Genomic DNA, 25,641 nt, shown 5'->3' on the forward strand with positions numbered 1-25,641 from the left:
CTGAGGTAAAGCGATAAACATAATTTTCATTTGTTACTTGGTTCCGGTGGCTTTTTTCAGCGCCATCCGGGCGGTAATACGCAGTCGCAGCAAGCGCCATAAAATCCAGATTAGCGTAGCGGCGGCAATGCTGGCCGTCAGTAAATAAGTATCGTTATAGGCGAGGATATTTGCCTCAAGCGACGTAACGGTTTGTAGCTGAGCGATTGCCTGGGTGTTCAGCAATGCGCTGTCGCCAATCAGGCTTTTGTACATCTGGCTGTACATCTGTAGACGCTCATTCACCAGCGGATTTAGCGTGGTGAGCTGATCGGCCAGCAGGCTGGAGTGATATTTTTCACGCCAGGTCTGGAAAGTGCCGAGAATGGCGGAGCCCAGCAGACCGCCGATGTTCTGACTCATCCCAAATAAGACGGAAAAACTGACCAGATTGCGCGGATCGGCGATGACGCCGCCGATACCCGCCAGCATTGCCGGGGCAAGGAAGAACGCGCTGCCAAAGCCGAGTAAGAATTGGCTGACCATTAACTGGTCGGGGCGCGTCAGGTTTGTGGAGTGGCTGTCGAGCAGCGAGGCGACGATCATCAATGCCAGCGACGTAATCACGGGCCAGGCCAGCCGCGTCGGTTTAATCGTCAGGCAACTGGTGATGATGCCGCACACAATGCCAGCGAAAATTGACCAGGCCAGATGCGTCATTTGCTCATTCTGTAAGCCAGCGTATTGCAGCCAGCCAATTACGCCGGTGTTTTGCTCCGCCAGCACAATGCGGATCAGCAACATAATCAGCCCCAGGCGGAGAATACTGCCGCTGGAGAGCCAGCGCGTATTCAACAGCGGATTGCTGCGGTTATGCTCGAACACAATTGCGCTGATGATGAGTACCGTCGCCAGCGCCAGAGACCAGCCAATCCAGGGCGCTTCAAACCACCAGTCCAGTCGCCCCAGCGACAGCACGGCACAGACCAGCGCCATGCCGGGCGCGAGCAGAATAAAAGTAATAAAGTCTTTCTTTTCAAAAACCTTACGTCTGTCGCCGGGAGGCAGTTTTAAGGCGATGACGCAGCCCAGCGAAACCAGCGCCAGTCCCAGCTCAAAGAAGTACAGGCCGCGCCACTCATCCAGTTGCAGCAGTTCGGTAGAGAACAACCGGGCGAGGGGAATGGCCAGCGACGACCCGGTAATACCGATCGTTAACGCTTTCAGACGGTGTTTCGCAGGCCAGGCCTGTATCTGATAATAAATACCCAGCGAACTGAGCGCGGCGGCGACCATACCGTGCGCCGCGCGTACCATTAGCGCGGAACTCAGATCGTTGACGAAGAGGTGAAAAAAGGTGACCAGCACATACAGCACCAGAAAACCTTCGGTAAATGCCCGCAGACCAAACTGCTGGCGAAATTTCACCAGCAGCAGGTTAATTGAGACATTGGTCATGACATAAACGGCAGGCAGCCAGGCGATCTCCGTCGACCAGGCGGCAAAGGTGCCCTGTAAATTTTGCAGATTCGCGGTCACGACCGCGTTCCCGAGTGCGCCGGTCAGACACACCAGCAGGCCCACCACTCCGTAGGCGATGCGTTTCGGCGTGCTGTGAATGGGAGTCGAAGGTGAGCCTAACAGCGCGGGCTTTTCGTGAGGCTGCCACTCGCGAGGAGCATAAGGATCGCGTTGGGGCAGGCGCATAACGTCGTATACCTTTGTATTATTTTAATGGTTAGCGGGCTAATGATTCTACGTCTGACGTAAACCATAATTCAAGTGAATATGAAAACGCCCGGTAAATCAAATATTCATTGCCGTTAAGCCGGGATTTTCGCTCATTGAACGTTGTTTGACATCAACGCTTTATCTCACCCTCGCACCACAGGATAATCAGCGGATCGTCTTTCGGAGTGATCTGGTACTCACCAGAAGCCACTCCGGTACTCTGCAAGGAACACAGGAGGAAGAACCATGAGAATGAGACCGTTTCCGGCATTATCCAGTGCAACGCTGGAAGCAGCGAACACACTGGGGCATTGGCTGGCCCAAAATGACTTCTCTGGTGACGCGCCGTATCAGGCTGACTGCGTTGTGCTGGCGGGGAATGCCGTCATCCCGGTGATAGACGCCGCCTGCAACATAGCGAAAGCGCAGCAGATCCCGCTGTTGATCAGCGGCGGTATCGGCCATTCCACCACGTTTCTCTATGCCGCCATCGCCGGGCACCCGCGCTACAACACCATACGCACCACCGGGCGTACGGAAGCCAAAATCCTCGCGGATATCGCTCATCAGTTCTGGCAGATCCCGACGGAGAACATTTGGCCAGAAGACAAGTCAACAAACTGCGGTGAGAACGCGCAGTTTAGCTGCGCCCTGATTGGTCAGGTATCGGCGCCCATTAACACCGCCATTATCGTACAGGACCCGACAATGCAACGCCGGACGATGGCGACGTTCCGCCGCGTCACCTGCGACGATCCCGATTCGCCCCGCTGGTTGAGCTATCCTGGTATTGTCCCGACGCTGTGCCAGCACGATGACGGCGTGGATTTTGCCGGAGAACAGAAGGGGTTGTGGTCCGTGGATCGCTATCTCTCCCTGATTGCGGGAGAGCTTCCGCGCTTACGGGATGATGAAACCGGCTACGGGCCGCGTGGCCGCGACTTTATTGTGCACGTTGATATTCCCGCTGACGTTGAGGCGGCGTGGCAGACGCTGCAAAATGACGCTGACCTGATTGAGACCATGAACAGTCGTTCGTTGCGTTAATGTTACTTTCTTGCCCGTTTGCGGAAATTTACGCTCAAACGGGCAAACTCTCTCCCCGATATCGCCCCTCTGACAGAACCTTCCTGGCTGCTTTTATGAAGCACATCACAAAACCAGCACCGCAGACGACCCTGAGAACATGTGATTGTTATTACTTAACAATGATTTTACTTGTTAAAAACAATTCAATTACAGGAGCAGCGCATGTCCGCACCCGTACAACACCCGATGTATATCAATGGTCAATTTGTTAGCTGGCAGGGAGACGCATGGATTGATGTGGTGAATCCTGCCACCGAAGAACTGCTCTCCCGTATTCCTGATGGCGGCGCGCAAGAGGCGCGTCAGGCCATTGACGCCGCTGCGCGCGCTCAGCCGGAATGGGAGGCGCTGCCTGCGATTGAACGCGCGGGGTGGCTGAGAAAGATCGCGGCAGGGATTCGTGAGCGGGCAGAAGAGATCAGTGCGCTGATTGTCGCGGAAGGCGGAAAAATCCAGCAGCTGGCGCAGGTGGAAGTCGCGTTCACCGCTGACTACATCGAATATATGGCCGAGTGGGCGCGCCGTTATGAAGGCGAGATCCTGCAAAGCGACCGCCCCGGAGAAAATATTCTGGTCTTTAAACGCGCGCTGGGCGTCACCACCGGGATTCTGCCGTGGAACTTTCCGTTCTTTTTGATTGCCCGTAAGCTCGCTCCGGCGTTGTTGACCGGGAATACCATCGTCATTAAACCCAGCGAATTTACGCCAAACAATGCCATTGCTTTCGCGCAGATCGTGCATGACATCGGCTTACCGAAAGGCGTATTCAACCTGGTGCTGGGACGCGGTGAAACAGTTGGGCAGGAGCTGGCGGGGAACCCGAAAGTCGCGATGGTAAGCATGACCGGCAGCGTGGTCGCCGGCGAGAAAATTATGGCGGCGGCAGCGAAAAACATCACTAAAGTTTGCCTGGAACTGGGCGGGAAAGCCCCGGCAATCGTGATGGACGATGCGGATCTTGAGCTGGCCGTGAAAGCGATTGTGGATTCCAGAGTGATCAACACCGGGCAGGTCTGTAACTGTGCTGAGCGCGTTTATGTGCAAAAAGGGATTTACGATCGCTTTGTGAATCGTCTGGGCGAGGCGATGAAAGCGGTTCAGTTTGGCGATCCGGCACAGCGTGATGACATCGCAATGGGGCCGCTGATTAACGCTGCCGCGCTGGAGCGGGTAGAGCAGAAAGTGGCGCGCGCTGTACAGGAGGGCGCTCGCGTGGCGTTGGGCGGCAAGGCCGTGGAGGGCAAAGGTTATTATTATCCACCGACGCTGCTGCTGGACGTTCGCCAGGAGATGACCATCATGCATGAGGAGACATTTGGCCCCGTGCTGCCGGTTGTGGCGTTTGATACGCTGGAAGAGGCGCTGGAGATGGCGAACGACAGCGATTACGGTCTGACATCGTCTGTATATACGCAAAACCTGAATGTTGCGATGAAGGCGATCGGCGGGCTGAAATTCGGCGAGACCTATATCAATCGCGAAAACTTTGAGGCGATGCAGGGATTCCATGCTGGCTGGCGCAAGTCAGGTATTGGCGGGGCGGATGGCAAACACGGTCTGAACGAGTATCTGCAAACGCAGGTGGTCTATTTGCAGTCCTGATGTAACAGGCCGGGGTTTTCCCCGGCCTGTTAATGGCGGTCACACTTTGGTCGCAATCCAGTTCATCATCAGTTCCGGCCAGACCGCGACCGGCAATCCCTGCGTATCACGAATGCCAAACCCGTGTTTTCCTCGCTCAAACAGATGCATTTCCACCGCTACGCCAGAACGGCGCAGCGCGTTAAAAAATACCAGGCTGTTTTCCACCTTTACCGCCGGATCGTCGATGGCATGCAGCAGAAATGTGGGCGGCGTAGCGGCATCCACGCGTTCCTCAAGCGAGTAGTGGCGAATCTGTTCATCGTCAGGTTCCGCACCCATCAGCTCAAGGCGTGAGCCGGGATGATGAATGTCGTCACGCATGGTGATGACCGGATAGACCAGCGCCATAAAAGCAGGGCGGGCGTTGATTTCATCCAGGCTATCTATAGGGGAATAGACGGGTTCAGCAAAACGCGTCCCCAGACTGGCGGCGACATGCGCACCGGCAGAAAAACCCAGCACCCCGATGCGTTCCGGGTCGATCTTCCACGCTTGCGCATTGGCGCGAAGATAGCGCATCGCGCGCTGCACATCCGCCAGCGGCGCGTTTGCCCCCTCATCATGGCCATCTCCGGGCATCCGGTAGGTCATCACGAACAGGGTATAACCACGCGCATTAAAAAAGGGCGCCAGCGCGCTGCCTTCTTTATCCAGCACGACGCGCCGGTAGGAACCGCCTGGCGTCACGAGAAGCCCCACGCCGTTGGGTTTATCTGGCGCGTAAACGGTGATTTCAGGAGATCGGACGCCCGTGACGGCGCGATCGAAGATGGATGTACCGGTATGCCGCGGTTCTGGCGTAAAAACAGCATCGCTGTTTTTCGCTCCGGGGGCTTCGCCATCAGGCCAGAGGGTAAATGTGGCTGAGCGGGAGACGGCTTGCGCCATCATTTCTTCTAAGGTTTCGCGGCTGAATACGTCCATGACTGTGCTCACTCAGTGATAAACGTTATCTATAACACAGTTAATCCATTGAAAATCGGAAGGGATTCACATCGTCTTGAATGACCAGATAAATGGTGAAAACGGCGGAGGAACAATGCCTCCGCCAGAAGGTCAGAGTTTGGCGAATTTATCCAGCGTGCGAATAAGTTGGGTCACAAAACCGTACTCGTTATCGTACCAGGCGACGGTTTTCACCAGTTGCAGATCGCCCACTGTGCTGATTTCAGTTTGTGTGGCATCGAACACCGAACCGAAATGTGAGCCGATAATATCGGAAGAGACGATCTCTTCATCGGTATAGCCAAACGACGGATTATGGGTTGTCGCTTTCTTCAGCGCCGCGTTGATCTCTTCCGCAGTGACTTTTTTCTCCAGAATCGAGACTAGTTCGGTTACAGAGCCGGTTTTCACTGGAACGCGCTGAGCATGGCCTTTAAGTTTTCCGCTCAGTTCAGGAATCACCAGACCAATGGCCTTCGCCGCGCCGGTGGTGTGGGGGATGATGTTTTCCGCCGCCGCCCGCGAAGCGCGCAGATCCTTCCCGCGCGGCCCGTCAACCAGCGACTGGGTTCCGGTGTAGGCGTGAATTGTGGTCATGGTGCCAACCTGAATGCCAAAGTTGTCATTCAGCGCTTTCGCCATCGGCGCCAGGCAGTTGGTAGTGCAGGATGCGACAGAAACAATCTGGTCGCTGGCATCCAGCGTGTCGTCATTCACGTTGAAGACAATGGTTTTCATATCGCCAGCCGGGGCGGAAATCAGCACTTTTTTAGCGCCAGCGTCGAGGTGCGCTTTGGACTTCTCGGCTGAGGTATAGAAGCCGGTGCACTCGACAATGATCCCGGCACCGGTGGTTTTCCACGGAATATTTTTAGCCTCTTTTTCTGCGTAAACCGCAATTTTCTTGCCGTCCACAATCAGAGCGTCTTCGGTGAAATCCACACTCCAGGGGAATACGCCGTAGTTTGAGTCATATTTCAACAGATACGCGAGGATTTTAGGGGAGGTCAGGTCATTGATGGCGACGACATCAATGTCGCTTTTCACTTCCAGCAGACGACGTAACACCAGACGACCGATACGACCAAAGCCGTTAATGCCAATTTTACTCATGGTTTTCTCCTGTCAGGATGCAACGATACGACACATTTTTTCCTACCAGGCATAGTCCAGTCAGGCGTCCAGGGCAATAACAGATTTTGCGGCTAAGCGTAACTGGTTGAAATTGGGTGAACAAAAGTTAATGAATTTTTAACAAAAGCTCGCTATGTTGACGCTTTATTTTTTTACTCAGGACGTGTTATGAGCAATAAGTACACAAGCCTGCAAATTGGCATCCACTGGCTGGTCTTTTTACTGGTTATTGTGACCTACTGTGCAATGGAGTTGAGGGGATTTGCGCCCCGCAGCTATCGTCCGTGGATCAATATGGTTCATGTCTCGTGCGGGATGACCATCCTGGTGTTGATGGTGACGCGCCTGCTGGTCAGACTGAAATACCCGGCGCCGCCCATTGTGCCAAAACCAAAGCCGATGGTGACCGGAATGGCGCATCTTGGGCATCTGGTGATCTATCTGCTGTTTATTGTCTTGCCGATTATTGGCCTGGTGATGATGTATAACCGGGGCAATCCCTGGGTTGCGTTCGGCCTGGTGATGCCGCATGCGTCAGACGCTAATTTTGAGGTGGTGGATATGCTGAAAACCTGGCATATCACGCTGGCGAAACTGGGGTATTTTGTTATTGGCTTGCATGCCGCCGCGGCGCTGATGCATCACTACGTCTGGAAAGACAATACGCTGTTGCGCATGATGCCGCGCAAACGTTCCTGACTCTTCTCACCACCCCGCGTAATGCGGGGTTTCTTTTAGAAAACACCTGCGTGTAACCAGACCCGTGACGCAGGTGAAGAAAACGGGTCTACATCGGAAGCGGGCAGTATAGCCATTTGTCATACAAATAGCGAGATGCTGCTGTTGGTTTTACAGCCAAATAACAAATCTGATAGTATACCCCCCTATAGTATGGAGGGCGTATGCCGCATTCACCTGAAGATAAAAAACGTATTCTCACTCGGGTTCGCCGTATCCGCGGGCAGGTTGACGCGCTGGAACGGGCGCTGGAGTCAGGAGAACCTTGTCTGGCGATCCTGCAACAGATTGCCGCCGTTCGCGGTGCATCTAACGGGCTGATGGGAGAGATGGTTGAGATTCACCTGAAAGATGAACTGGTCAGCGGCGACACCACGCCGGATCAACGCGCCGTGCGCATGGCTGAAATCGGCCACCTTCTGCGCGCTTATCTAAAATAAACAGATCACCTCACAATAATGGGAAGAGACAAATGAAATCACGTGCAGCAGTTGCATTTGGCCCCGGCCAGCCGTTAAAGATTGTTGAAATTGACGTCGCGCCGCCGCAAAAAGGCGAAGTGCTGGTCAAAATTACCCATACCGGCGTTTGCCATACGGATGCGTTTACGCTCTCCGGCGACGACCCGGAAGGCGTGTTCCCGGCGGTTCTGGGTCACGAAGGCGGTGGCGTGGTGGTTGACGTTGGTGAAGGCGTCACCAGTCTGAAGCCTGGCGATCATGTTATTCCGCTGTACACCGCAGAATGCGGCGAGTGTAAGTTCTGTAAATCCGGAAAAACCAACCTGTGTCAGGCGGTGCGCGCCACGCAGGGTAAAGGGTTGATGCCGGATGGCACCACCCGTTTTTCTTACAACGGCGAACCTGTCTATCACTATATGGGCACCAGCACATTCAGTGAATATACCGTTTGTGCTGAAATTTCCCTGGCGAAAGTCAATCCGCAGGCGCCGCTGGATAAAGTCTGTCTGCTGGGGTGCGGCGTCACCACAGGGATTGGCGCGGTACACAACACGGCAAAAGTAAAAGAAGGGGATAGCGTTGCGGTCTTTGGCCTGGGCGGTATCGGCCTGGCGGTGATTCAAGGAGCGGTGCAGGCGAAAGCCGGGCGTATTCTGGCGGTTGACACCAACCCGGAGAAATTCAAACTGGCGGAAGAAATGGGCGCGACCGATTTCATTAATCCGAATGACTATGACAAACCCATCCAGGATGTGATTGTTGAGCTGACCGATGGCGGCGTCGATTTCAGTTTTGAATGTATCGGTAACGTCAATGTGATGCGCGCAGCGCTGGAGTGCTGCCACAAAGGCTGGGGCGAGAGCATCATCATCGGCGTGGCTGGCGCAGGCCAGGAAATTAAAACCCGTCCGTTCCAGCTTGTTACCGGGCGCGTCTGGCGCGGTTCCGCTTTTGGCGGTGTGAAAGGGCGTAGCCAACTGCCAGGCATGGTGGAAGAGGCGATGGCGGGGAAAATTCGTCTGGACCCGTTCATTACCCATCGCTTACCGCTTGATCAAATCAACGATGCCTTTGATTTAATGCATCAGGGCAAGTCCATTCGTACCGTTATCCATTTCGGTGATAACTGATTCACATGCCAGCGGGTCTGCCGCTGGCACTTTCCTGAATTTTCAGGAATAAATGTTGTGAAAATGTGACAAACATTCCGATTTTCACCGTAAGCAAACTTCCTGGAATGCCGATGACTATCTAACGGGCGTGTTTTATACGCAATAACCTACAAGAGAGTCGACGGTCATGGACAACACATCAACGATGCAAGCACCGCATAAGCTGGGTTTTCTGCATCATATTCGGCTGGTTCCGCTGTTTTCCTCCATTCTCGGTGGCATCCTTCTTCTGTTCGCACTCAGTTCCGGGCTGGCGGGGTACTTCCTGCTACAGGCAGATCGTGACCAGCGGGATGTGACGGACGAAATTCAGGTGCGGATGGGCTTATCCAACAGTTCTAACCATCTGCGTACCGCGCGTATCAATATGATCCATGCAGGCGCGGCGAGCCGCATTGCTGAAATGGATGACATGAAAGCCAATATCGCTGAGGCGGAGAAGCGGATTAAGCAGTCGCAGGAAGGCTTTAACGTCTTTATGGCGCGGGCGGTAAAAACACCGGCGGACGAGGCGCTGGATGCGGAGCTGAATACCCGCTTCAAAGCCTATATTGATGGCCTGCAACCTATGTTGAAATACGCCAGAAACGGCATGTTCGAGGCGATTATCAACCATGAAAACGAACAGGCCAGACCGCTTGATACCGCGTATAACACCGTATTGCTCAAGGCGATTGAGCTACGCACGGCGCGCGCGAATCAGCTTAGCGACCAGGCGCATCAGCGCAGCCAACTGGGATTGATGTTCATGATTGGAGCGTTCGCGCTGGCGCTGGTGCTTACGCTACTGACGTTTATCGCGCTCCGCCGGACGGTAATCAACCCTCTGCAACGTGCTGCGCAGCGTATTGAACAGATTGCCGCAGGCGATCTCACCATGCCGGATGATCCAACCGGACGCAGCGAAATCGGTCGCTTAAGCCGCCATCTCCAGAAGATGCAGTCCTCTCTGGGGCAAACGGTGGGAACGGTACGTCAGGGGGCGGAAGAGATTTATCGCGGCACCAGTGAGATTTCCGCCGGCAATACCGATTTGTCATCGCGTACGGAAGAGCAGGCCGCAGCAATTGAACAGACCGCAGCCAGCATGGAAGAGCTCACGGCCACGGTAAAACAAAATGCGGACAACGCGCACCATGCCAGCAAACTGGCGGAAGACGCCTCCGGCAAAGCCAGTCACGGCGGTCAGATGGTGTCTGGCGTCGTGAAAACAATGGGCAACATCTCCAATAGCTCGAAGAAAATTTCCGAGATCACCGCCGTCATCAACAGCATCGCTTTCCAGACCAATATCCTGGCGCTTAACGCGGCGGTCGAAGCGGCGCGAGCGGGTGAACAAGGGCGCGGTTTCGCCGTGGTCGCCAGTGAAGTGCGCACGCTGGCAAGCCGCAGTGCGCAGGCGGCGAAAGAAATTGAAGGGCTGATCAGCGAATCGGTCAGACTGATTGACCAGGGCTCCGGGGAAGTCGTCGCAGCAGGCAACACCATGAATGATATTGTTGATGCCGTGCGACGCGTAACGGACATTATGCTGGAGATCGCCGCAGCCTCTGATGAGCAAAGTCGTGGGATTGTGCAGGTGAGCCAGGCGATTTCCGAGATGGATAAGGTCACGCAGCAAAACGCCTCGCTGGTCGAAGAGGCCTCTGCCGCCGCCGCGTCTCTGGAAGAGCAGGCCGCTCGCTTAACCGAAGCGGTCGGGGCGTTTCGTTTGCAGGGGGGAAGTGCGATTAAACGCGCGCCGTCTGTGGACGTCGTCGCCAGTTCATCACCGCAGCCGGTAACAACCAGTGGTGATAACTGGGAAACGTTTTAAGCCTTAATATTGCCGGGTAACGACGCTAACGCGTCTTATCCGGCATTTATTTGAGGGCGCATTCAGTGCGGCATGGATTTACGGATAGCGGCGATCAGCGCCTGCGCGCCGGGAGAAAGCGGCGTGTCCACGCGGGTGAGGATGCCAATCGGTTCGCCAGCGCCCAGGGTGGGAATCGGCAGTGATACCAGCGTAGCCTGGCGCAGATCTTCTTTCACCGCGCCTGAAGGGACAAACCAGACGTAGTCATAATCAACGGTAAGCTGGCGAGACAGCGAGGCCGACAGCGTTTCGATGCAGCCAACGGGCATTTTGCAGCCCTGACTTTGTAGCAGACCTTCCGCATTCTGCCGGGGAGCGGTGCCTTTGGGCGACACGACCACTGGCCATTCCATCACACGGCTTAAGGTGACGGTTTCCTGTAATAGTGGGTGATTAGGGCGCACAACCAGCTTCAGCGACTCCAGAAACAGCAGCTCGTAATTCAGACCGCTCATCAATTCCGGGTCGGACATCCGGCCAATACCGAGGTCGATTTCCCCCGTTTTTAAGCCAGCGAGCAGCATCGGGTTATTCATGGTGGCGACCTGTAACGTCGTCTCTTTTTGCTGCTTATGGAACTGACCAATAACGGCCGGAAGGATACCCAATGCGGCGGTGGGCAATGCGCCAATGCGCACCACATCATTATTGAGGCTTTCTTTGCGATTCAACGCCTGGCCCGCGGTATTAAGCGCATCAAGCACTTTTACCGCATGGGTGAGGAACTGTTCGCCGGGCAGCGTTAACTGCGCGCCGAGGCGACCGCGCTCAAAAAGGCGGGTTCCGGTCAGTTGCTCCAGCTCGTTAAGCGTTTTAGAGAGTGCAGGTTGACTCAGGTTAAGGGTTTCAGCCGCGCGCCCCAGTGTTCCTTGTTGGGCGACAGCTACAAAAGTATGAAGATGGCGCAAACGGATGCGCTGACTAAACAAGCTATTTTTTTCCATAAGTGATGTTAAAAACAGAGCGGTGCCGGTGACAAGTAAAGTTATTGGTTTTTGATAACCTGATAGCAAAATATTATTAACATCTAACTCATTTCTTTTACAAGAAGTTTGTTTTGCTTATGTTTTGTACGATTCACAGTGATGTGAGAATAATGACAATGTGTGGCGCAGAAAGCGACAGGTCATAACGTGAGTTCATACTTGAAAGAGACATCAAGCGGGTTCACAATCCTGTGCAGGGTGATGGCGTTCCACCTTATTCCAACCGCCTCGTTTCAGTAGGCTGATGACGCCTGATATGACTCTTTATCACCAGGAGCGTGTCGGGCTGGTCAATACTCTTCCGGTTCCTCATGCTTTTTCCAACAGGAAACAACAATGATATATGTAATTGGTCACCTCAATCCTGATAGCGATGCTATCTGTACGGCCATGATGACGGCGCGCTGGCTGACGTTACGCGGGCAGGAGGCAGTGGCGTTCCGCACGGGGGAAGCCAACCGTGAGACGCAGTTTATTTTTGCGCAGGCGGGGTTGCCCATACCTGAACGATTAAGCGTTCCGCTCACCGATCGGGACGTCTGGCTGGTTGATTTTACCGAACCAGCCCAGGGGCCGGATTCTTTAGCGCAGAGTAACGTTGTTGGCATTATTGACCATCACCGCTTAGGCGGGTTGATCACCCGACTGCCGCCGGAAGTGTGGGTAAAATCTGTTGGCAGTAGCGCGACATTACTGTGGCAACTGATGACGGATGCCATTCGAAAACAGCTTTCACCCGCAGAAGCGACGTTATTACTGGGCGCCGTCCTGAGTGACACTGTCACGCTTCGTTCGCCGACAACGACCCCGGATGACCGCCTTACGGTGGAATCGCTCAGCCAGCTCGCCGGTCTGTCTCTTGAACACTTTAGCCGCGATCTTCTGTACGCGAAAACCAGCGTGGAAGGGATGAACGCCAGCCAGCTTCTTCAGAAGGACATGAAAACCTTTACTGTCCACGGGCAGCGGGTTTGCGTGGCGCAGCTTGAGCTGTATGCGCTGGAACAGGTTGATGCGATGATGGACGACCTGCGTGAGGAAATGGCGCGCTATGCCGCCGGGGCAGATGCGGCGCTGGTTGTTCTGATGCTCACGGATATCAATCTCGGTTATTCCCGCCTCTGGTTTGCCGGAGATGCCCAGCCGGACGTCCCGCACCCCTGCGAGGTGGAAGGGATGCTGAGCCGTAAGAAACAGATGCTCCCCTGGCTGGAACATCACCTGAATCCGCACAGGTGAGATCACACTTTGTAAATTCTTCCCACCAGAGTGAACGGCGTTTTCTACACTCCAGGTAATATTCACTGGAGGCATGACATTATGGCGAACACCATCGCGGCTGATGAGATTCGGGAACACTTTTCGCAGGCAATGTCAGCAATGTACCAGCAGGAAGTTCCACAGTACGGTACATTGCTGGAACTTGTCGCTGATGTGAATCTGACGGTACTGGAAAATAATCCCACGCTGCATGAAAAGCTGGCCAACGCGGATGAGCTGGCGCGGCTGAACGTTGAACGGCATGGCGCGATTCGGGTGGGTACGGCGCAGGAGCTTTCCACCTTGCGCCGAATGTTTGCGATTATGGGGATGTATCCCGTCAGTTATTACGACCTTTCTCAGGCGGGCGTTCCCGTTCATTCCACCGCCTTTCGCCCCATTGACGATGCGTCGCTTTCCCGCAACCCGTTTCGCGTCTTCACCTCGCTATTACGGCTGGAGTTAATTGAGAACGCGACGCTGCGCCAACGCGCGGCGGATATTCTGGCGAAGCGCGATATCTTTACGCCGCGCTGTCGCGAACTTCTGGACGTCTTTGATGCGCAGGGCAATTTTACCGGGGCGCAGGCGCGGGAGTTTGTGCAGGAGGCGCTGGAGACTTTCCGCTGGCACCGGCACGCCACGGTGGACAGGGAAACGTATCAGGCATTACATAATGAACACCGTCTGATTGCTGACGTGGTGTGTTTTCCGGGGTGCCACATTAACCACCTGACGCCGCGCACGCTGGATATCGACAAAGTGCAGTTGATGATGCCGGAATGCGGTATCGAACCCAAGATCCTGATTGAAGGGCCTCCGCGCCGTGAGGTGCCGATTCTGTTACGCCAGACCAGTTTCAAGGCGCTGGAAGAGTCGGTGCTGTTTGCCGGTGAAACGGAGGGCAGCCATACGGCACGTTTTGGTGAGATTGAACAGCGCGGCGTGGCGCTGACGCCTGAAGGGCGGCGGTTGTACGATGCGTTACTGCATAAGGCGGGGACGGGCAAAGATAATCTTACGCATCAGCTGCATTTGCAGGCGGTCTTTAACGCTTTCCCGGACAGCGAATTTTTACTGCGCCAGCAGGGGCTCGCCTGGTTTCGCTACCGGTTAACGCCTGCTGGTGAATCGCACCGCCAGTCTATTCATCCGGGCGACGACCCACAGCCGCTGATTGAACGCGGTTGGGTGGTGGCACAACCCATTACCTATGAAGATTTTCTGCCGGTAAGCGCGGCCGGAATATTCCAGTCTAACCTGGGTAACGAAACCCAGGCGCGTAGCCACGGCAATGCCAGCCGCGACGCCTTTGAGCAGGCGTTAGGGTGCCCGGTATATGATGAGTTTGCGCTTTATCAGGCGGCGGAAGAACGCAGTAAACGGCGTTGCGGACTGCTCTGATCGCGGTATGCTGTCGGGATGTGAAGGAAAAGGAATGCGTCATGTTGAATCCCTCCATCCCACTTGTCGAAACGCAACAGGGAAATGTCATGGGTGTCGTGCAAAACGACATCCACATCTGGCGCGGTATACCGTATGCCGCGCCGCCTACGGGTCAGCTCCGCTGGCGGGCGCCACAGCCTGCCGCACCCTGGCAGGGCGAACGCCCTGCGAATACATTTTCATGCGCCAGCTGGCAGGATATTGAATATTGTCGCGAGCTTGGCGGGGGCGATCCGGGGCGTTTTTCCGAGGATTGCCTGTATCTGAACATCTGGGCGCCCGCGATGCGCCCGCAGCCGTTGCCGGTGATGGTCTGGCTGCATGGCGGCGGCTACACCATCGGCGCAGGAGGATTACCGCCTTACGACGGTTGTGCGCTGGCGAAGCGCGATGTCGTGGTAGTCACACTCAATTATCGTCTTGGTCACCTGGGATTTTTTGCTCATCCGGCCCTTGATGGCGAGGACGGCGAATGCGTGCATAACTTCGCCTTGCTCGATCAGATCGCGGCGCTACGCTGGGTGCAGGACAATATTGCCGCTTTCGGCGGCGATGCGCAGAATGTGACGCTGTTCGGCGAGTCCGCTGGCGCGCGTAGCGTCCTGTCGTTGATGGCGTCCCCACGGGCAAAGGGCCTGTTCCATAAAGCTATTATTCAGAGTGGTTATACGTTACCGGATACGCCGCGCGAGGTCGCGCTGCAAAAGGGCATCGAACTGGCGGCGCATTTTAATTTGCCGAACGCTACTGCTGAACAGTTGCGGGCGCTACCGGCGGAGGCATTCTGGCCGCTGGGCGCGCCGTTGAAAATCGCGCCGACGCCGATTTCCGGCGATGCTGTATTGCCACAGCCGATGATGGAGACCTTCTTTGCCGGAAAGCAGCACCCAATGCCGGTTCTGATTGGCTCCAACAGCGACGAAGCGAGCGTGATGGCGGTGTTTGGCGTTGATCTCGCCGGGCAGATCGCGAAATTGCGGCGCGAACGCCGACTGGGGTTAGGGCTGATCAAACTGCTCTATCCCGGCGTGAAAGGCGATGAAGAGCTGGGGCGCCAGGTCTGCCGCGATATGGCGTTCACCACGTTGGGCTATGTGGTGATGCAGGCGCAGCAGCGGGTAGGTGAACCGTGCTGGCGATACTGGTTTGACTATGTCGCGGAAACTGAACACACAACCTACGCCAACGGCGCCTGGCACGGAAATGAAGTGCCGTATGTCTTTGATACGCTGACGCTGGCGGAACCCGCGCGCAATTACGTGAATGACAACGATCTGGCGTTTGCCCGGCATATCGCCGATTACTGGGTTAATTTCGCCCGTCACGCCAGCCGGACCTGCGATGTTCTGCATGGTCCGGTGCGCTGGCCCGCCAGCGTTCAGGGGCGGGATCGCTTGTTACGCATCGGACTGAATAAATTTGCCGGTTTTAAAGTAGAGAACCGCTTTATGGGTGCGCGGATGGCGCTGTTCAAACGGGTGATGAAACATCACGTCAGTCTGGAATAATGGCGAGATGTTCGGCAGGTTGCGCTTTTCATAACCTGAAAGCGCGCCATCTGTATTTACACGGTATTCGGTCTGTTCTTATCGACATAAAATATTTTGGCTTTTGTACAGATTATCGACAGCCAACAATTGGATTATTAATGAATTTTGTCTAGAGTGAGCGGTCAGAAACGTTGCACTTCTTGCCGCTGATAGAGACCAGCGCGGGACCATTCACACGACCAGAAGGACTCACTTTCAGGTATGGATCGTAGACGATTTATTAAAGGTTCAATGGCAATGGCCGCCGTGTGCGGTACGAGCGGTATTGCTTCACTCTTTTCCCGCGCCGCTTTCGCGGCAGAGTCTGATATTGCAGATGGTCAAACCGTCCGTTTTGACTTTTCCGTTCTGCAATCAATGGCGAACGATTTAGCGCAAAAGCCGTGGGGCGGCGAACCCCGGGCGTTACCCAATACGCTGGCGAATCTGACGCCGCAGGCCTACAACAGCATTCAGTACGATGCGGCGCACTCTCTGTGGAACAACATCGAAGGCCGCAAGCTGGATGTGCAATTTTTCCACGTAGGAATGGGCTTTCGTCGTCGCGTGCGTATGTTCTCGCTTGATGCCAGCACACATCAGGCGCGCGAAATTCATTTCCGCCCGGAACTGTTCAAATACAACGATGCCGGTGTCGATACCCGTCAACTGGAAGGGCAAACCGACCTTGGCTTCGCGGGCTTTCGCGCCTTTAAAGCGCCTGAACTGGCGCGTCGCGACATCGTCTCCTTCCTGGGGGCAAGCTACTTCCGCGCGGTGGATGACACTTATCAGTACGGGCTGTCCGCGCGAGGCCTGGCGATAGACACCTATACCGACAGCAAAGAAGAGTTCCCGGACTTCACCGCATTCTGGTTTGAGACGGCGAAACCGGGCGACACCACGTTTACCGTGTACGCGCTGCTGGACAGCCCAAGCGTCACTGGCGCCTATAAATTTGTGATCCACTGTGAAGAGAGTCAGGTGATCATGGATGTGGAAAACCACATCTATGCGCGTAAAGACATCAAGCAGCTGGGTATCGCGCCAATGACCAGCATGTTCAGCTGCGGCAACAATGAACGCCGGATGTGCGACACCATTCATCCGCAAATTCACGACTCTGACCGCCTGGCAATGTGGCTGGGCAATGGCGAATGGATCTGCCGTCCGCTGAATAATCCGCAGAAATTGCAGTTCAACGCCTATCTCGACAATAACCCGAAAGGGTTCGGCCTGCTGCAACTTGACCGTGACTTTTCCCACTATCAGGACATCATGGGCTGGTATAACAAACGCCCAAGCCTGTGGGTGGAGCCGCGTAACAAATGGGGGAAAGGGTCTATCGGTCTGATGGAAATCCCGACGACCGGTGAAACGCTCGATAACGTGGTGTGCTTCTGGCAGCCGGAAAAAGCGATCAAAGCGGGCGATGATCTGGCATTCAAATACCGTCTTTACTGGAGCGCGCAACCGCCGGTTCGCTCGCCGTTGGCGCGCGTGATGGCGACCCGTACCGGTATGGGCGGTTTCCCCGAAGGGTGGGCGCCGGGTGAACACTACCCGGAAAAATGGGCGCGCCGCTTTGCCATTGATTTTGTCGGCGGCGATCTGAAAGCCGCTGCGCCGAAGGGGATCGAACCTGTCATTACGCTGTCTAACGGCGAAGCGAAACAGGTTGAGATCCTCTACGTCGAACCGTTCGATGGTTATCGCATCCAGTTTGACTGGTATCCGACGTCAGATTCGACCGACCCGGTGGATATGCGTATGTTCCTGCGCTGCCAGGGGGACGCCATTAGCGAAACCTGGCTGTATCAGTATTTCCCGCCGGCGCCGGATAAGCGTCGCTACGTTGATGACCGCGTGATGCGGTAATCCGCGCTGCCCCGAGCCGCCACACTGCTGGCGGCTCTTTTCTCCCGACGATTCCTTGCGCATTTTCTGCTCATTATTTAAACTCGATCCCGTTCGCATTATTCCTTATGTCAAATGCGTAAGCTGACGGTGTGTACTTCAGTACACGTTTTACAGCCACTAACAGGGAGTGCGTATGTTTCCAGAATACAGAGATCTGATTTCACGACTGAAAACCGAGAATCCTCGCTTTCTTTCCTTGTTCGAAAAACACAACACCCTTGATCATGAGATTGCCCGGCTGGAAGGTTCTGACGGCAGGGGATACAGTTTGGATATCGTTCGTCTGAAGAAAGAGAAACTCCATCTGAAGGAGGATCTGCTCAGAATATTGCAGAAAGAAAGTTTGAATGAGAGCTGATTCGTTGTAGGCACTGCGCAGTCTTTGTCCTGCTTAAAAGGGCTTCCTGACAGACAAGGAAGCCCTTCCTGTTTTCAGGTATGCGGGCAAGTCTGTGATAAGCTAATAAATCCTGCTGTTGTCACCGTAAAGGATGGAGAAATGGCTGAAGTCATCACGATCAGCGAAACACTGGAACTGCGAGCGGTGGAAGAGTGCCATGTTACGCCGTTACATCAACTGGTGCTTAAAAACAAAGACTGGCTACAGGCATCGCTAAACTGGCCGCAGTTTGTCGCCAGCGAAGACGATACGCGCAAAAATATGCAGGGTAATATGATGTTGCACCAGCGTGGCTACGCCAAAATGTTCCTTATCTTTCAGGAAGAGGAGGTGGTGGGCGTCATCTCGTTTAATCTGATAGAGCCGTTGAATAAAACCGCCTATATCGGTTACTGGCTGGATGAATCTCACCAGCGGCAGGGTATTATGTCGCGCGCGCTTCAGGCGTTTATCGGCCATTATGCCGGGCGCGGCGAGCTTCGACGCTTTGTGATTAAATGTCGGGTTGCGAACCAGGCGAGCAACCAGGTGGCGCGCCGCAATGGTTTTGAACTGGAAGGATGCCTGAAACAAGCGGAGTTTCTCAACGGGGAGTATCACGACGTCAACCTGTACGCCCGCATTATCGAGAACGCCTCAGAGTAACCCTGCCAACGGTGTTCGTGTAATATGCTGTTCACCGTTAACCACTTTTGGGCCACGCAAGTGGATGCTGTCGCCATCAAAGGTTTCGATCGTCGCCCGATCGGTGATTTCCACATGATGCTCAATCAGCACGTCCCCCAGAATGCGGGCATGGCCTTCGATCAGGATATGATCGTCAAGCAGGACAGGGCCGCCGCGTAGTTCGGCATGACCACCGACCAGAACGTGATGTTTCAATACGCAGTTACCTTCAACCGTCGCGTGCTCCGCCACCTGAGCACTGTAACGCAACGTAGGGATGGCATCTTCCTCCGTTCCCGCAATAACGCGGGCGTGACCGTACACTTTGGCACAGTCGCAAAGCCAGACGTTATTCTCTTCATTTCCTTCGACGATCGCGAAATCAAACACTTCCGCGCGGTGTTCAATAAACGCCTGGGTGACTATCGCATCGCCGTAGATTTGCGCCTGATGCACAATGCGCGAGCTGCTGACGGTGGCGCGATCGTAGATTTGCAGCGTCAGGTCGCTTTCCTGAGTTAGGCCTTTTGCGGCGATAATCTCCGAATGGTGCAGAATACGAGCGTCGCCAGACAGATGACATTCACCGCGAACGAGCGAATTCTGCACGGTGACGTTGTTGCTTATCCGGGCGCCGTGACTGATCTCGGCCAGATCAATCCAGACGTTATCACCGATTTGCGCGCGATCTCTGATGATGCAGGCCTGGGTGATGCGGGCGTTGCCTGAAATCATCGCCCCGGCGAATGCGAGGGCATTCTCGTCGTAAATCCAGCAGTGTCCTTCTTGCGCCAGCACGCTTTCATCGTCTACCCAGCCGCCAGTGGTTCCGGCTTTGACGTCGTTAAAGTCGGTAAGGGCAATGATCTGGCGCAGCAGGACGCTTTTCTTGTGGCCGTTATCCTGATAACTAAAGGCACGCGATTCTTCACTCAGGTGATATTTGCTCATGGGGAATTTCCCTTTGCTCGCTTAAGATAACCGTAGCAAATTTTTCAGCACTGGCTAAACAGGGCGAAATTCCATAAAATGCATTTAAAATATACTTTATAAATTAAACAAAATGAGTAAGAACAAGCAGAGCGACCGGGTGCTCAATCTTCCGGCTGGCTATTTTGGGATGGTACTGGGCACCATTGGCATGGGCTTCGCGTGGCGCTATGCCAGCCATATCTGGCCCGTCAGTCACTGGATTGGCGATGGCCTGGTGATCCTGGCAATGATCATCTGGAGCTTGCTGACGCTTGCCTTTCTTAACCGTCTGCTGCGTTTTCCACAGAGCGTACTGGCGGAGGTACGGCATCCGGTAAAGAGCAGTTTTGTCAGCCTTTTTCCTGCGACCACGATGCTGGTGGCGATTGGTTTTGTCCCCTGGTGTCGTGGGTTAGCCGTGGGATTGTTCAGCATTGGCGTCGTGGTGCAACTGGCTTATGCCGCATGGCAAACGGCGGGACTCTGGCGCGGTTCGCATCCTGAAGAGGCGACAACGCCGGGGCTGTATCTGCCGACGGTAGCGAATAACTTTATTAGCGCGATGGCCTGCGGCGCGTTGGGTTACAACGACGCCGGGCTGGTCTTTTTAGGGGCTGGCGTATTCTCGTGGCTGAGTCTGGAACCCGTTATTTTGCAACGTTTGCGCAGTTCCGGTGAATTACCGGCGGTGCTGCGCACATCGCTGGGCATTCAGTTGGCTCCGGCGTTAGTGGCCTGTAGCGCCTGGCTGAGCGTCAACGGCGGAGAAGGCGATACGCTGGCGAAAATGCTGTTTGGCTATGGCTTGCTGCAATTGCTTTTCATGCTGCGCCTGATGCCGTGGTATCTGTCGCAGCCGTTTAATGCCTCTTTCTGGAGCTTCTCGTTCGGCGTTTCAGCACTGGCGACGACAGGGCTGCATTTAGGGCACGCCAGCGCGTCGGGATTTTTTCATACGCTGGCGATTCCGTTGTTTATTTTTACCAATTTTATCATAGCGTTATTGCTCGTACGCACGTTTGCGCTGCTGATGCAGGGGAAACTTCTCGTGCGCACAGAACGCGCCGCATTACTGAAATCTGAGGATAACTAATGACCCTTCGTGACGAAAATTACTTTACTGAAAAATACGATTTAACCCGCACGCACTCCGACGTCGTTGAGGCGGCAAAGGTGGTCGCGCCGGGTAAAACGTTGGATCTGGGCTGCGGAAATGGCCGTAATAGCCTCTATCTGGCGGCGAACGGCTATGACGTTACCGCCTGGGATAAGAATCCGATGAGCATCGCCAACGTTGAGCGCATCAAAGCGGCGGAAGGGCTGGAAAACCTGCAAGCAAAGGTGGTTGACCTTAACGCGTTAAGCTTCGAAGGCGACTACGATTTTATTCTCTCAACGGTAGTAATGATGTTCCTGGAAGCGAAAACTATTCCGGGGCTGATTGCCAATATGCAGCGCTGCACCAAACCGGGCGGGCATAACCTGATTGTGGCGGCAATGGATACGGAAGATTTTCCCTGCACCGTGGGTTTCCCGTTTGCGTTTAAAGAAGGGGAACTGCGCCGTTACTACGAAGGCTGGGAATTGCTGAAATACAACGAGGATGTGGGTGAACTTCACCGCACGGACGCCAACGGCAACCGCATCAAACTGCGTTTTGCGACGCTGCTGGCGCGTAAAAGCGCATAACGCAATTTTACGATAGCGTTGCAGGCCTGATACGGCCTGCAACTCGCCGTGTTGAATTTGTGCTGGCGATACCATTTATAGTCCATCCAGATTAGTTTCCTTTTGCTACTATTCCAATTGCATATCTGCAAAAACAAAAGGGATAGTTTCCATGCGTACTCATACTTTATTTAAAGTTGCAGTGCTTTCTGGCTTATTGGCTTTATCTGGCTGTGCGTCAAAAATCACTCAGCCGGATAAATATTCTGGGTTCTTAAAAGATTATTCAGGGCTGAAAGAAACAACCTCCGCAACGGGAAAACCGGTGCTCCGTTGGGTTGACTCCAGCTTTGATGAGTCTAAATATGACAGCATCGTCTGGAACCCGATAACCTACTATCCGGTGCCGAAACCCACAACGCAGGTCGGGCAGCAGGTTCTGGATAAATTACGAAGCTATACCGATACCCAACTGAAAACGGCCATTGAGAAACGTAAACCTCTGGTAACGACCCCAGGGCCGCGTAGCCTGATTTTCCGCGGCGCGATAACCGGCGTTGATACCAGCAAAGAGGGGCTGCAATTCTATGAAGTGGTGCCGGTCGCCCTGGTGGTTGCGGGTACGCAGATGGCGACAGGCCATCGCACAATGGATACGCATCTTTACTTTGAAGGCGAGCTGATTGATGCCGCCACCAATAAACCGGTGGTGAAAGTGGTTCGTCAGGGCGAGGGTAAAGACCTGAGCAACGAAAATACGCCGATGGCGTTTGAAACGTTGAAAGAAGTGATTGATGACATGGCGACTGATGCCACCATGTTTGATGTCGGTAAAAAATAAGTTCACGCGCCATCTTTGGATGGCGCGTTTTTTTATGCCGCCCGGCGACGGTAAATTAACTTACTCATTAACGCCTCTGGACGCGTGAACATCACCAGATTGCCAACCAGAATCAGCACTAATCCAACAACGGCATTCATTTGCCAGACGTAACCTTCATAGAGTGTGGATATTGTCAGCGCCACCAGAGGAAACAGCAGCGTACTGTAGGCCGCGTTGCCGGGGCCGATGCGTCCCACCAGAGTAAAATACGCGCCAAACGCGATAACGGAACCGAATATTGCCAGATACAGCAGGGCGCCGAGGTAGCTCAACGTCCATTGCGGCGTGAAGTTATCGCCGCGTATATAGGCAATGGCGGCGATCAGCAGCGTGCCGTACAGCATCGCCCAGCTGTTGGTGGTCATGACTTCCAGACCTTTTCTCTGATGGCGCATGCTGATCATATTGCCCAAAGAGAAGCCAAACGTTCCCAGCGCGCTCAAACCAATCCCCAGTAACAGCGAGTGGTTCCAGCCGCTGTTGGCCAGATCCTGCCAGAACAGCGTGATAATGCCCGTTAATCCCAGACCAGCAGCGTAATAAAAGCGTAGCGGCGGTTTATGCCCGAAGAACACAAAGCTGTTAACCGCATTGAACAGTACGGCCATTGAGAAAATGACGGACTCCAGCCCCGTGTTGATCCAGGCGGCGGCGCTATAAAAACACCAGAAATTAAAGCAGAAGACGCATCCGCCCTGTAACAGGCAAAACAGGTGGTCGCGCCCGGATAATTTACGTAATTTCCCGCTCGCCAGCAGGATGAGCATCATTAACGCGCTGGCGACGGCAAACCGCCAGAAAATGGACACGGGCGCCGATACCGGGCCTTGTTGCAGATAAATCGCAATCCAGGTGGTTCCCCAAATGACAACCACCAGACAGTATAATAATGCGTTCATAACACTCTCTTCTTTATCTTTATTATCCGAAGAAGGAATGTGACATGTAAAAAATGCGCGCGCTTGCACCGGTTTGCGGATGACTTGCAAAATCTTGCGCTTTTTTGCCGCTGTCTGACCGGTGAGGGCTGGAAACAGATCGTGGCTGTTATAGACTGAGATTCTACTTATTACTGCTTTGTGATGTGATGGTATGTCTCAGTCTTATGATGCCTTTGAAAATTTACGCAAACATAATGCCGTGCTGCATGACTCGGTTGCGTTGCATTCGGGTGTCCAGCTGGCGGCATGGTCAAATAAACGTGACAACATTACGCAATATTGCGATCACCATACTCTCAGCCTGTATGTCGCTGACGGCTACGAGAGCTACCACAAAACGCCGGGCGGCTGGAAGAATGGCGGGGGGCCGGATCGCTTCTGTCTGATGCCAAAAGAGAGTGAGTCCGTCTGGGACATTCGCGACGACCTGTCGTTTGTCCATCTCTACTGTACAGATGCCCATCTGCGGGATGTTGGGGAAAAGGTCTGGGATAAAAGCCCGTACAGCTTTACCCTGGATGAGCGCACCTTTGGCAACGATCCGGGAATAACGGCGGTTTATCGCCAGTTCCTGCTGGGAAATGACTGGCAGCAACCGGCGAATCATATGACGCTCAGCGCCGCCTCGTCACTGCTGTTGACGCATCTGGTGCAGCATTACAGTAACGTGCAGTGGCGTCTCCCGACGGTTACTGGCGGGTTGGCGCCAGCCACGCTGCGCAATGTGCTGGCGTACATTGAAGCGCATCTTGCTGAGCCGCTGACGTTAAGCGATCTGGCGCGCGAGGCGGCATTGAGCGAATTTCATTTCGCCAGAATGTTTCGCCAGTCGATGAACATGGCGCCGCACCAGTACGTGATGCAGCGGCGTATGGCGCTGGCACAGCAATGGGTCTGCCATTCAACCCGTTCGCTGTCAGAGATCGCGATGGCCTGCGGATTCAGTTCAGCGAGCCATTTCAGCAATCGCTTTAAGCAGGTGACCGGTAAGACGCCGTCGCAGTTACGCGCGGCGAGCAAACGATAGCACCCCGTAGCAGACGCCTCCGACTACCAGTCCCCAAAACGCAGAGCCAATGCCCAGCAGCGTCAACCCGCTTGCGGTGACGAGAAAGGTCACGATCGCGGCATCACGCTCCGTTTCATTAAGCAATGCCTGGTACAGACTACCGCTGATTGTTCCCAGCAGCGCCAGCCCGGCCAGCATCTGAATCCAGCTTACGGGCAGAGCGGCCATCAGAGCGGTGACGGAACCGCCAAACAATCCCGCCAGCAGATAGAACCCGCCTGCGACAGCCGCAGCCAGCCAGCGACGCCCGGCGTCCGGGTGCGCTTCGGGACTCTGGCAAATGGCGGCGGTAATAGCGGCAATGCATATGGAGTAGACGCCAAAAGGAGATAAAACCAGCGCCAGCAGCCCTGTAAACACGATCAGCGGCGAAACCGGAAGGGAGTAACCGGAGGCTTTCATCGTGGCGATACCGGGCGCGTTTTGTGACGCCATTGTCACCAGAAACAGTGGAATGGCGACGCCGAGGCTATGAGCAAGCGAAAAGTGGGGCGCGATAAACGCCGGTAGCACCGGGGAGAAGGTTATGCCAGACGTGACAATGTCACCTTTCATGCCTGCAACCAGAATACCGACAACCATTGCGGCGATAATCGCATAGCGCGGCACCAGCACTTTCAGCGCTAACCACGCCAACAGCATACTGCCGCACAGAAACAGCTCGCCATTCAGATGACCAAACGCCTGCAAACCAAAACGCAATAAAATACCGGCCAGCATCGCGGCAGCAAGAGAATGCGGAATCACCTGCATTAAGCGGGCAAACAACCCGGTTACGCCGCACAGAACGATTAACGCATTCGCGACAATAAATACGCCGATGGCCTCCGCCAGCGTGAGACCCTGCAAGCCGGTAACCAGTAACGCGGCGCCGGGCGTTGACCATGCCGTCAGTACCGGAGCACGATACCATAGGGTTAACGCCAGCGTACTGACGCCCATCGCGATGCCAAGCGCCGTCATCCATCCGGCAATTTGTCCGGTTGATGCGCCGGCGGCAATCGCGGCTTGCCAGATGATTGCCGCTGAGCTTGCATAGCCGACCAGGACCGCAACGAAACCAGACAACACGGTTGGCAGAGGAAGTGAAAATGACCGCATGATTGCCCCTTGTGCGTTATAACGGTCACAAACTGTAGCATTGTGCGCT

23 protein-coding genes and 1 riboswitch are annotated in these 25,641 nt (G+C 54.6%); of the genes, 16 read left to right on the top strand and 7 right to left on the bottom strand.

What is annotated here, in order from left to right; translation table 11 throughout:
* Window positions 1-33: 33 nt before the first annotated feature.
* Window positions 34-1,686, bottom strand: coding sequence for an MFS transporter (locus OGV67_RS10215; RefSeq protein ID WP_049011895.1), 1,653 nt, complete (start codon window positions 1,684-1,686; stop codon window positions 34-36).
* 270 nt (window positions 1,687-1,956) lie between these two features.
* On the opposite strand from OGV67_RS10215, the gene OGV67_RS10220 reads away from it, so the two are divergent.
* Both OGV67_RS10220 and aldA read left to right on the top strand, forming a co-directional pair.
* Window positions 1,957-2,757, top strand: coding sequence for a YdcF family protein (locus OGV67_RS10220; protein WP_115614768.1), 801 nt, complete (start codon window positions 1,957-1,959; stop codon window positions 2,755-2,757).
* 204 nt (window positions 2,758-2,961) lie between these two features.
* Window positions 2,962-4,401 carry an aldehyde dehydrogenase gene (aldA, locus tag OGV67_RS10225; RefSeq protein WP_047463614.1) on the top strand — a complete coding sequence of 480 codons (1,440 nt, stop codon included), beginning with the start codon at window positions 2,962-2,964 and terminating at the stop codon, window positions 4,399-4,401.
* A gap of 39 nt (window positions 4,402-4,440) precedes the next feature.
* On the opposite strand, the gene OGV67_RS10230 is transcribed toward aldA, so the two are convergent.
* Both OGV67_RS10230 and gap read right to left on the bottom strand, forming a co-directional pair.
* Window positions 4,441-5,367, bottom strand: a complete 927-nt coding sequence (locus OGV67_RS10230; RefSeq protein WP_112002070.1) for an alpha/beta hydrolase — start codon at window positions 5,365-5,367, stop codon at window positions 4,441-4,443.
* A gap of 132 nt (window positions 5,368-5,499) precedes the next feature.
* Window positions 5,500-6,501: a type I glyceraldehyde-3-phosphate dehydrogenase gene (gene gap / locus OGV67_RS10235; protein ID WP_047463617.1), complete on the bottom strand. Its 1,002-nt coding sequence runs from the start codon at window positions 6,499-6,501 to the stop codon at window positions 5,500-5,502.
* A 189-nt stretch (window positions 6,502-6,690) separates the two neighbouring features.
* On the opposite strand from gap, the gene cybB reads away from it, so the two are divergent.
* The 4 genes from cybB (at window position 6,691) to OGV67_RS10255 (ending at window position 10,709) form a co-directional block, all read left to right on the top strand.
* Window positions 6,691-7,221, top strand: a complete 531-nt coding sequence (cybB, locus tag OGV67_RS10240; protein ID WP_012132327.1) for a cytochrome b561 — start codon at window positions 6,691-6,693, stop codon at window positions 7,219-7,221.
* 203 nt (window positions 7,222-7,424) lie between these two features.
* Entirely contained in the window at window positions 7,425-7,700 is a 276-nt protein-coding gene (locus tag OGV67_RS10245) for a metal/formaldehyde-sensitive transcriptional repressor (RefSeq protein WP_012132328.1), read from the top strand.
* A gap of 32 nt (window positions 7,701-7,732) precedes the next feature.
* Window positions 7,733-8,851 carry an S-(hydroxymethyl)glutathione dehydrogenase/class III alcohol dehydrogenase gene (locus OGV67_RS10250; RefSeq protein ID WP_012132329.1) on the top strand — a complete coding sequence of 373 codons (1,119 nt, stop codon included), beginning with the start codon at window positions 7,733-7,735 and terminating at the stop codon, window positions 8,849-8,851.
* Between the two features lie 169 nt (window positions 8,852-9,020).
* Entirely contained in the window at window positions 9,021-10,709 is a 1,689-nt protein-coding gene (locus OGV67_RS10255) for a methyl-accepting chemotaxis protein (protein ID WP_012132330.1), read from the top strand.
* Window positions 10,710-10,771: 62 nt separating this feature from the next.
* On the opposite strand, the gene OGV67_RS10260 is transcribed toward OGV67_RS10255, so the two are convergent.
* Window positions 10,772-11,695, bottom strand: a complete 924-nt coding sequence (locus OGV67_RS10260; RefSeq protein WP_012132331.1) for a LysR substrate-binding domain-containing protein — start codon at window positions 11,693-11,695, stop codon at window positions 10,772-10,774.
* Between the two features lie 230 nt (window positions 11,696-11,925).
* A riboswitch (Fluoride riboswitch) is annotated at window positions 11,926-11,998 on the top strand.
* Between the two features lie 75 nt (window positions 11,999-12,073).
* Here OGV67_RS10260 and OGV67_RS10265 point away from each other — a divergent pair.
* The 6 genes from OGV67_RS10265 to rimL all read left to right on the top strand — a co-directional run bounded on the left by OGV67_RS10265 (window position 12,074) and on the right by rimL (window position 18,937).
* Window positions 12,074-12,976, top strand: a complete 903-nt coding sequence (locus OGV67_RS10265; RefSeq protein ID WP_115614769.1) for a DHHA2 domain-containing protein — start codon at window positions 12,074-12,076, stop codon at window positions 12,974-12,976.
* 81 nt (window positions 12,977-13,057) lie between these two features.
* A complete protein-coding gene (gene hglS / locus OGV67_RS10270; protein ID WP_071258351.1) occupies window positions 13,058-14,401 on the top strand; it encodes a 2-oxoadipate dioxygenase/decarboxylase HglS in 1,344 nt (447 codons plus the stop codon).
* Between the two features lie 41 nt (window positions 14,402-14,442).
* Window positions 14,443-15,951: a carboxylesterase/lipase family protein gene (locus OGV67_RS10275; RefSeq protein ID WP_115614770.1), complete on the top strand. Its 1,509-nt coding sequence runs from the start codon at window positions 14,443-14,445 to the stop codon at window positions 15,949-15,951.
* Window positions 15,952-16,194: 243 nt separating this feature from the next.
* Entirely contained in the window at window positions 16,195-17,850 is a 1,656-nt protein-coding gene (locus OGV67_RS10280; RefSeq protein ID WP_115181615.1) for a glucan biosynthesis protein D, read from the top strand.
* 175 nt (window positions 17,851-18,025) lie between these two features.
* Window positions 18,026-18,250, top strand: coding sequence for an HP1242/YdcH family protein (locus OGV67_RS10285; protein WP_012132337.1), 225 nt, complete (start codon window positions 18,026-18,028; stop codon window positions 18,248-18,250).
* 141 nt (window positions 18,251-18,391) lie between these two features.
* A complete protein-coding gene (rimL, locus tag OGV67_RS10290; RefSeq protein WP_115614771.1) occupies window positions 18,392-18,937 on the top strand; it encodes a 50S ribosomal protein L7/L12-serine acetyltransferase in 546 nt (181 codons plus the stop codon).
* Here rimL and ydcK read toward each other — a convergent pair.
* Window positions 18,929-19,909: a YdcK family protein gene (gene ydcK, locus OGV67_RS10295; RefSeq protein ID WP_115614772.1), complete on the bottom strand. Its 981-nt coding sequence runs from the start codon at window positions 19,907-19,909 to the stop codon at window positions 18,929-18,931. The two genes, rimL and ydcK, sit on opposite strands and share 9 nt — an antisense overlap.
* Window positions 19,910-20,021: 112 nt before the next feature.
* Here ydcK and tehA point away from each other — a divergent pair, with 112 nt between their 5' ends.
* The 3 genes from tehA (at window position 20,022) to OGV67_RS10310 (ending at window position 22,439) form a co-directional block, all read left to right on the top strand.
* Window positions 20,022-21,023 (top strand): dicarboxylate transporter/tellurite-resistance protein TehA, encoded by a 1,002-nt coding sequence (gene tehA / locus OGV67_RS10300; protein WP_058669188.1) that lies wholly within the window; start codon window positions 20,022-20,024, stop codon window positions 21,021-21,023.
* Window positions 21,023-21,619 (top strand): tellurite resistance methyltransferase TehB, encoded by a 597-nt coding sequence (tehB, locus tag OGV67_RS10305; RefSeq protein ID WP_012132341.1) that lies wholly within the window; start codon window positions 21,023-21,025, stop codon window positions 21,617-21,619. Before tehA ends, tehB begins: the two co-directional genes overlap by 1 nt.
* A 151-nt stretch (window positions 21,620-21,770) precedes the next feature.
* Window positions 21,771-22,439: a DUF3313 domain-containing protein gene (locus OGV67_RS10310; RefSeq protein ID WP_047463635.1), complete on the top strand. Its 669-nt coding sequence runs from the start codon at window positions 21,771-21,773 to the stop codon at window positions 22,437-22,439.
* A 32-nt stretch (window positions 22,440-22,471) separates the two neighbouring features.
* Here OGV67_RS10310 and OGV67_RS10315 read toward each other — a convergent pair whose 3' ends face one another.
* Window positions 22,472-23,380: a DMT family transporter gene (locus OGV67_RS10315; protein ID WP_115614773.1), complete on the bottom strand. Its 909-nt coding sequence runs from the start codon at window positions 23,378-23,380 to the stop codon at window positions 22,472-22,474.
* Between the two features lie 193 nt (window positions 23,381-23,573).
* Here OGV67_RS10315 and OGV67_RS10320 point away from each other — a divergent pair, with 193 nt between their 5' ends.
* A complete protein-coding gene (locus OGV67_RS10320) occupies window positions 23,574-24,449 on the top strand; it encodes an AraC family transcriptional regulator (RefSeq protein ID WP_012132344.1) in 876 nt (291 codons plus the stop codon).
* On the opposite strand, the gene OGV67_RS10325 is transcribed toward OGV67_RS10320, so the two are convergent.
* Complete coding sequence (locus OGV67_RS10325) at window positions 24,426-25,592, bottom strand: benzoate/H(+) symporter BenE family transporter (protein ID WP_147294128.1); 1,167 nt, start codon at window positions 25,590-25,592, stop codon at window positions 24,426-24,428. The genes OGV67_RS10320 and OGV67_RS10325 overlap by 24 nt on opposite strands.
* Window positions 25,593-25,641 lie beyond the last annotated feature (49 nt).

Source organism: Citrobacter sp. CK188 (assembly GCF_030333525.1).
GTDB classification, from domain to species: domain Bacteria; phylum Pseudomonadota; class Gammaproteobacteria; order Enterobacterales; family Enterobacteriaceae; genus Citrobacter_B; species Citrobacter_B koseri.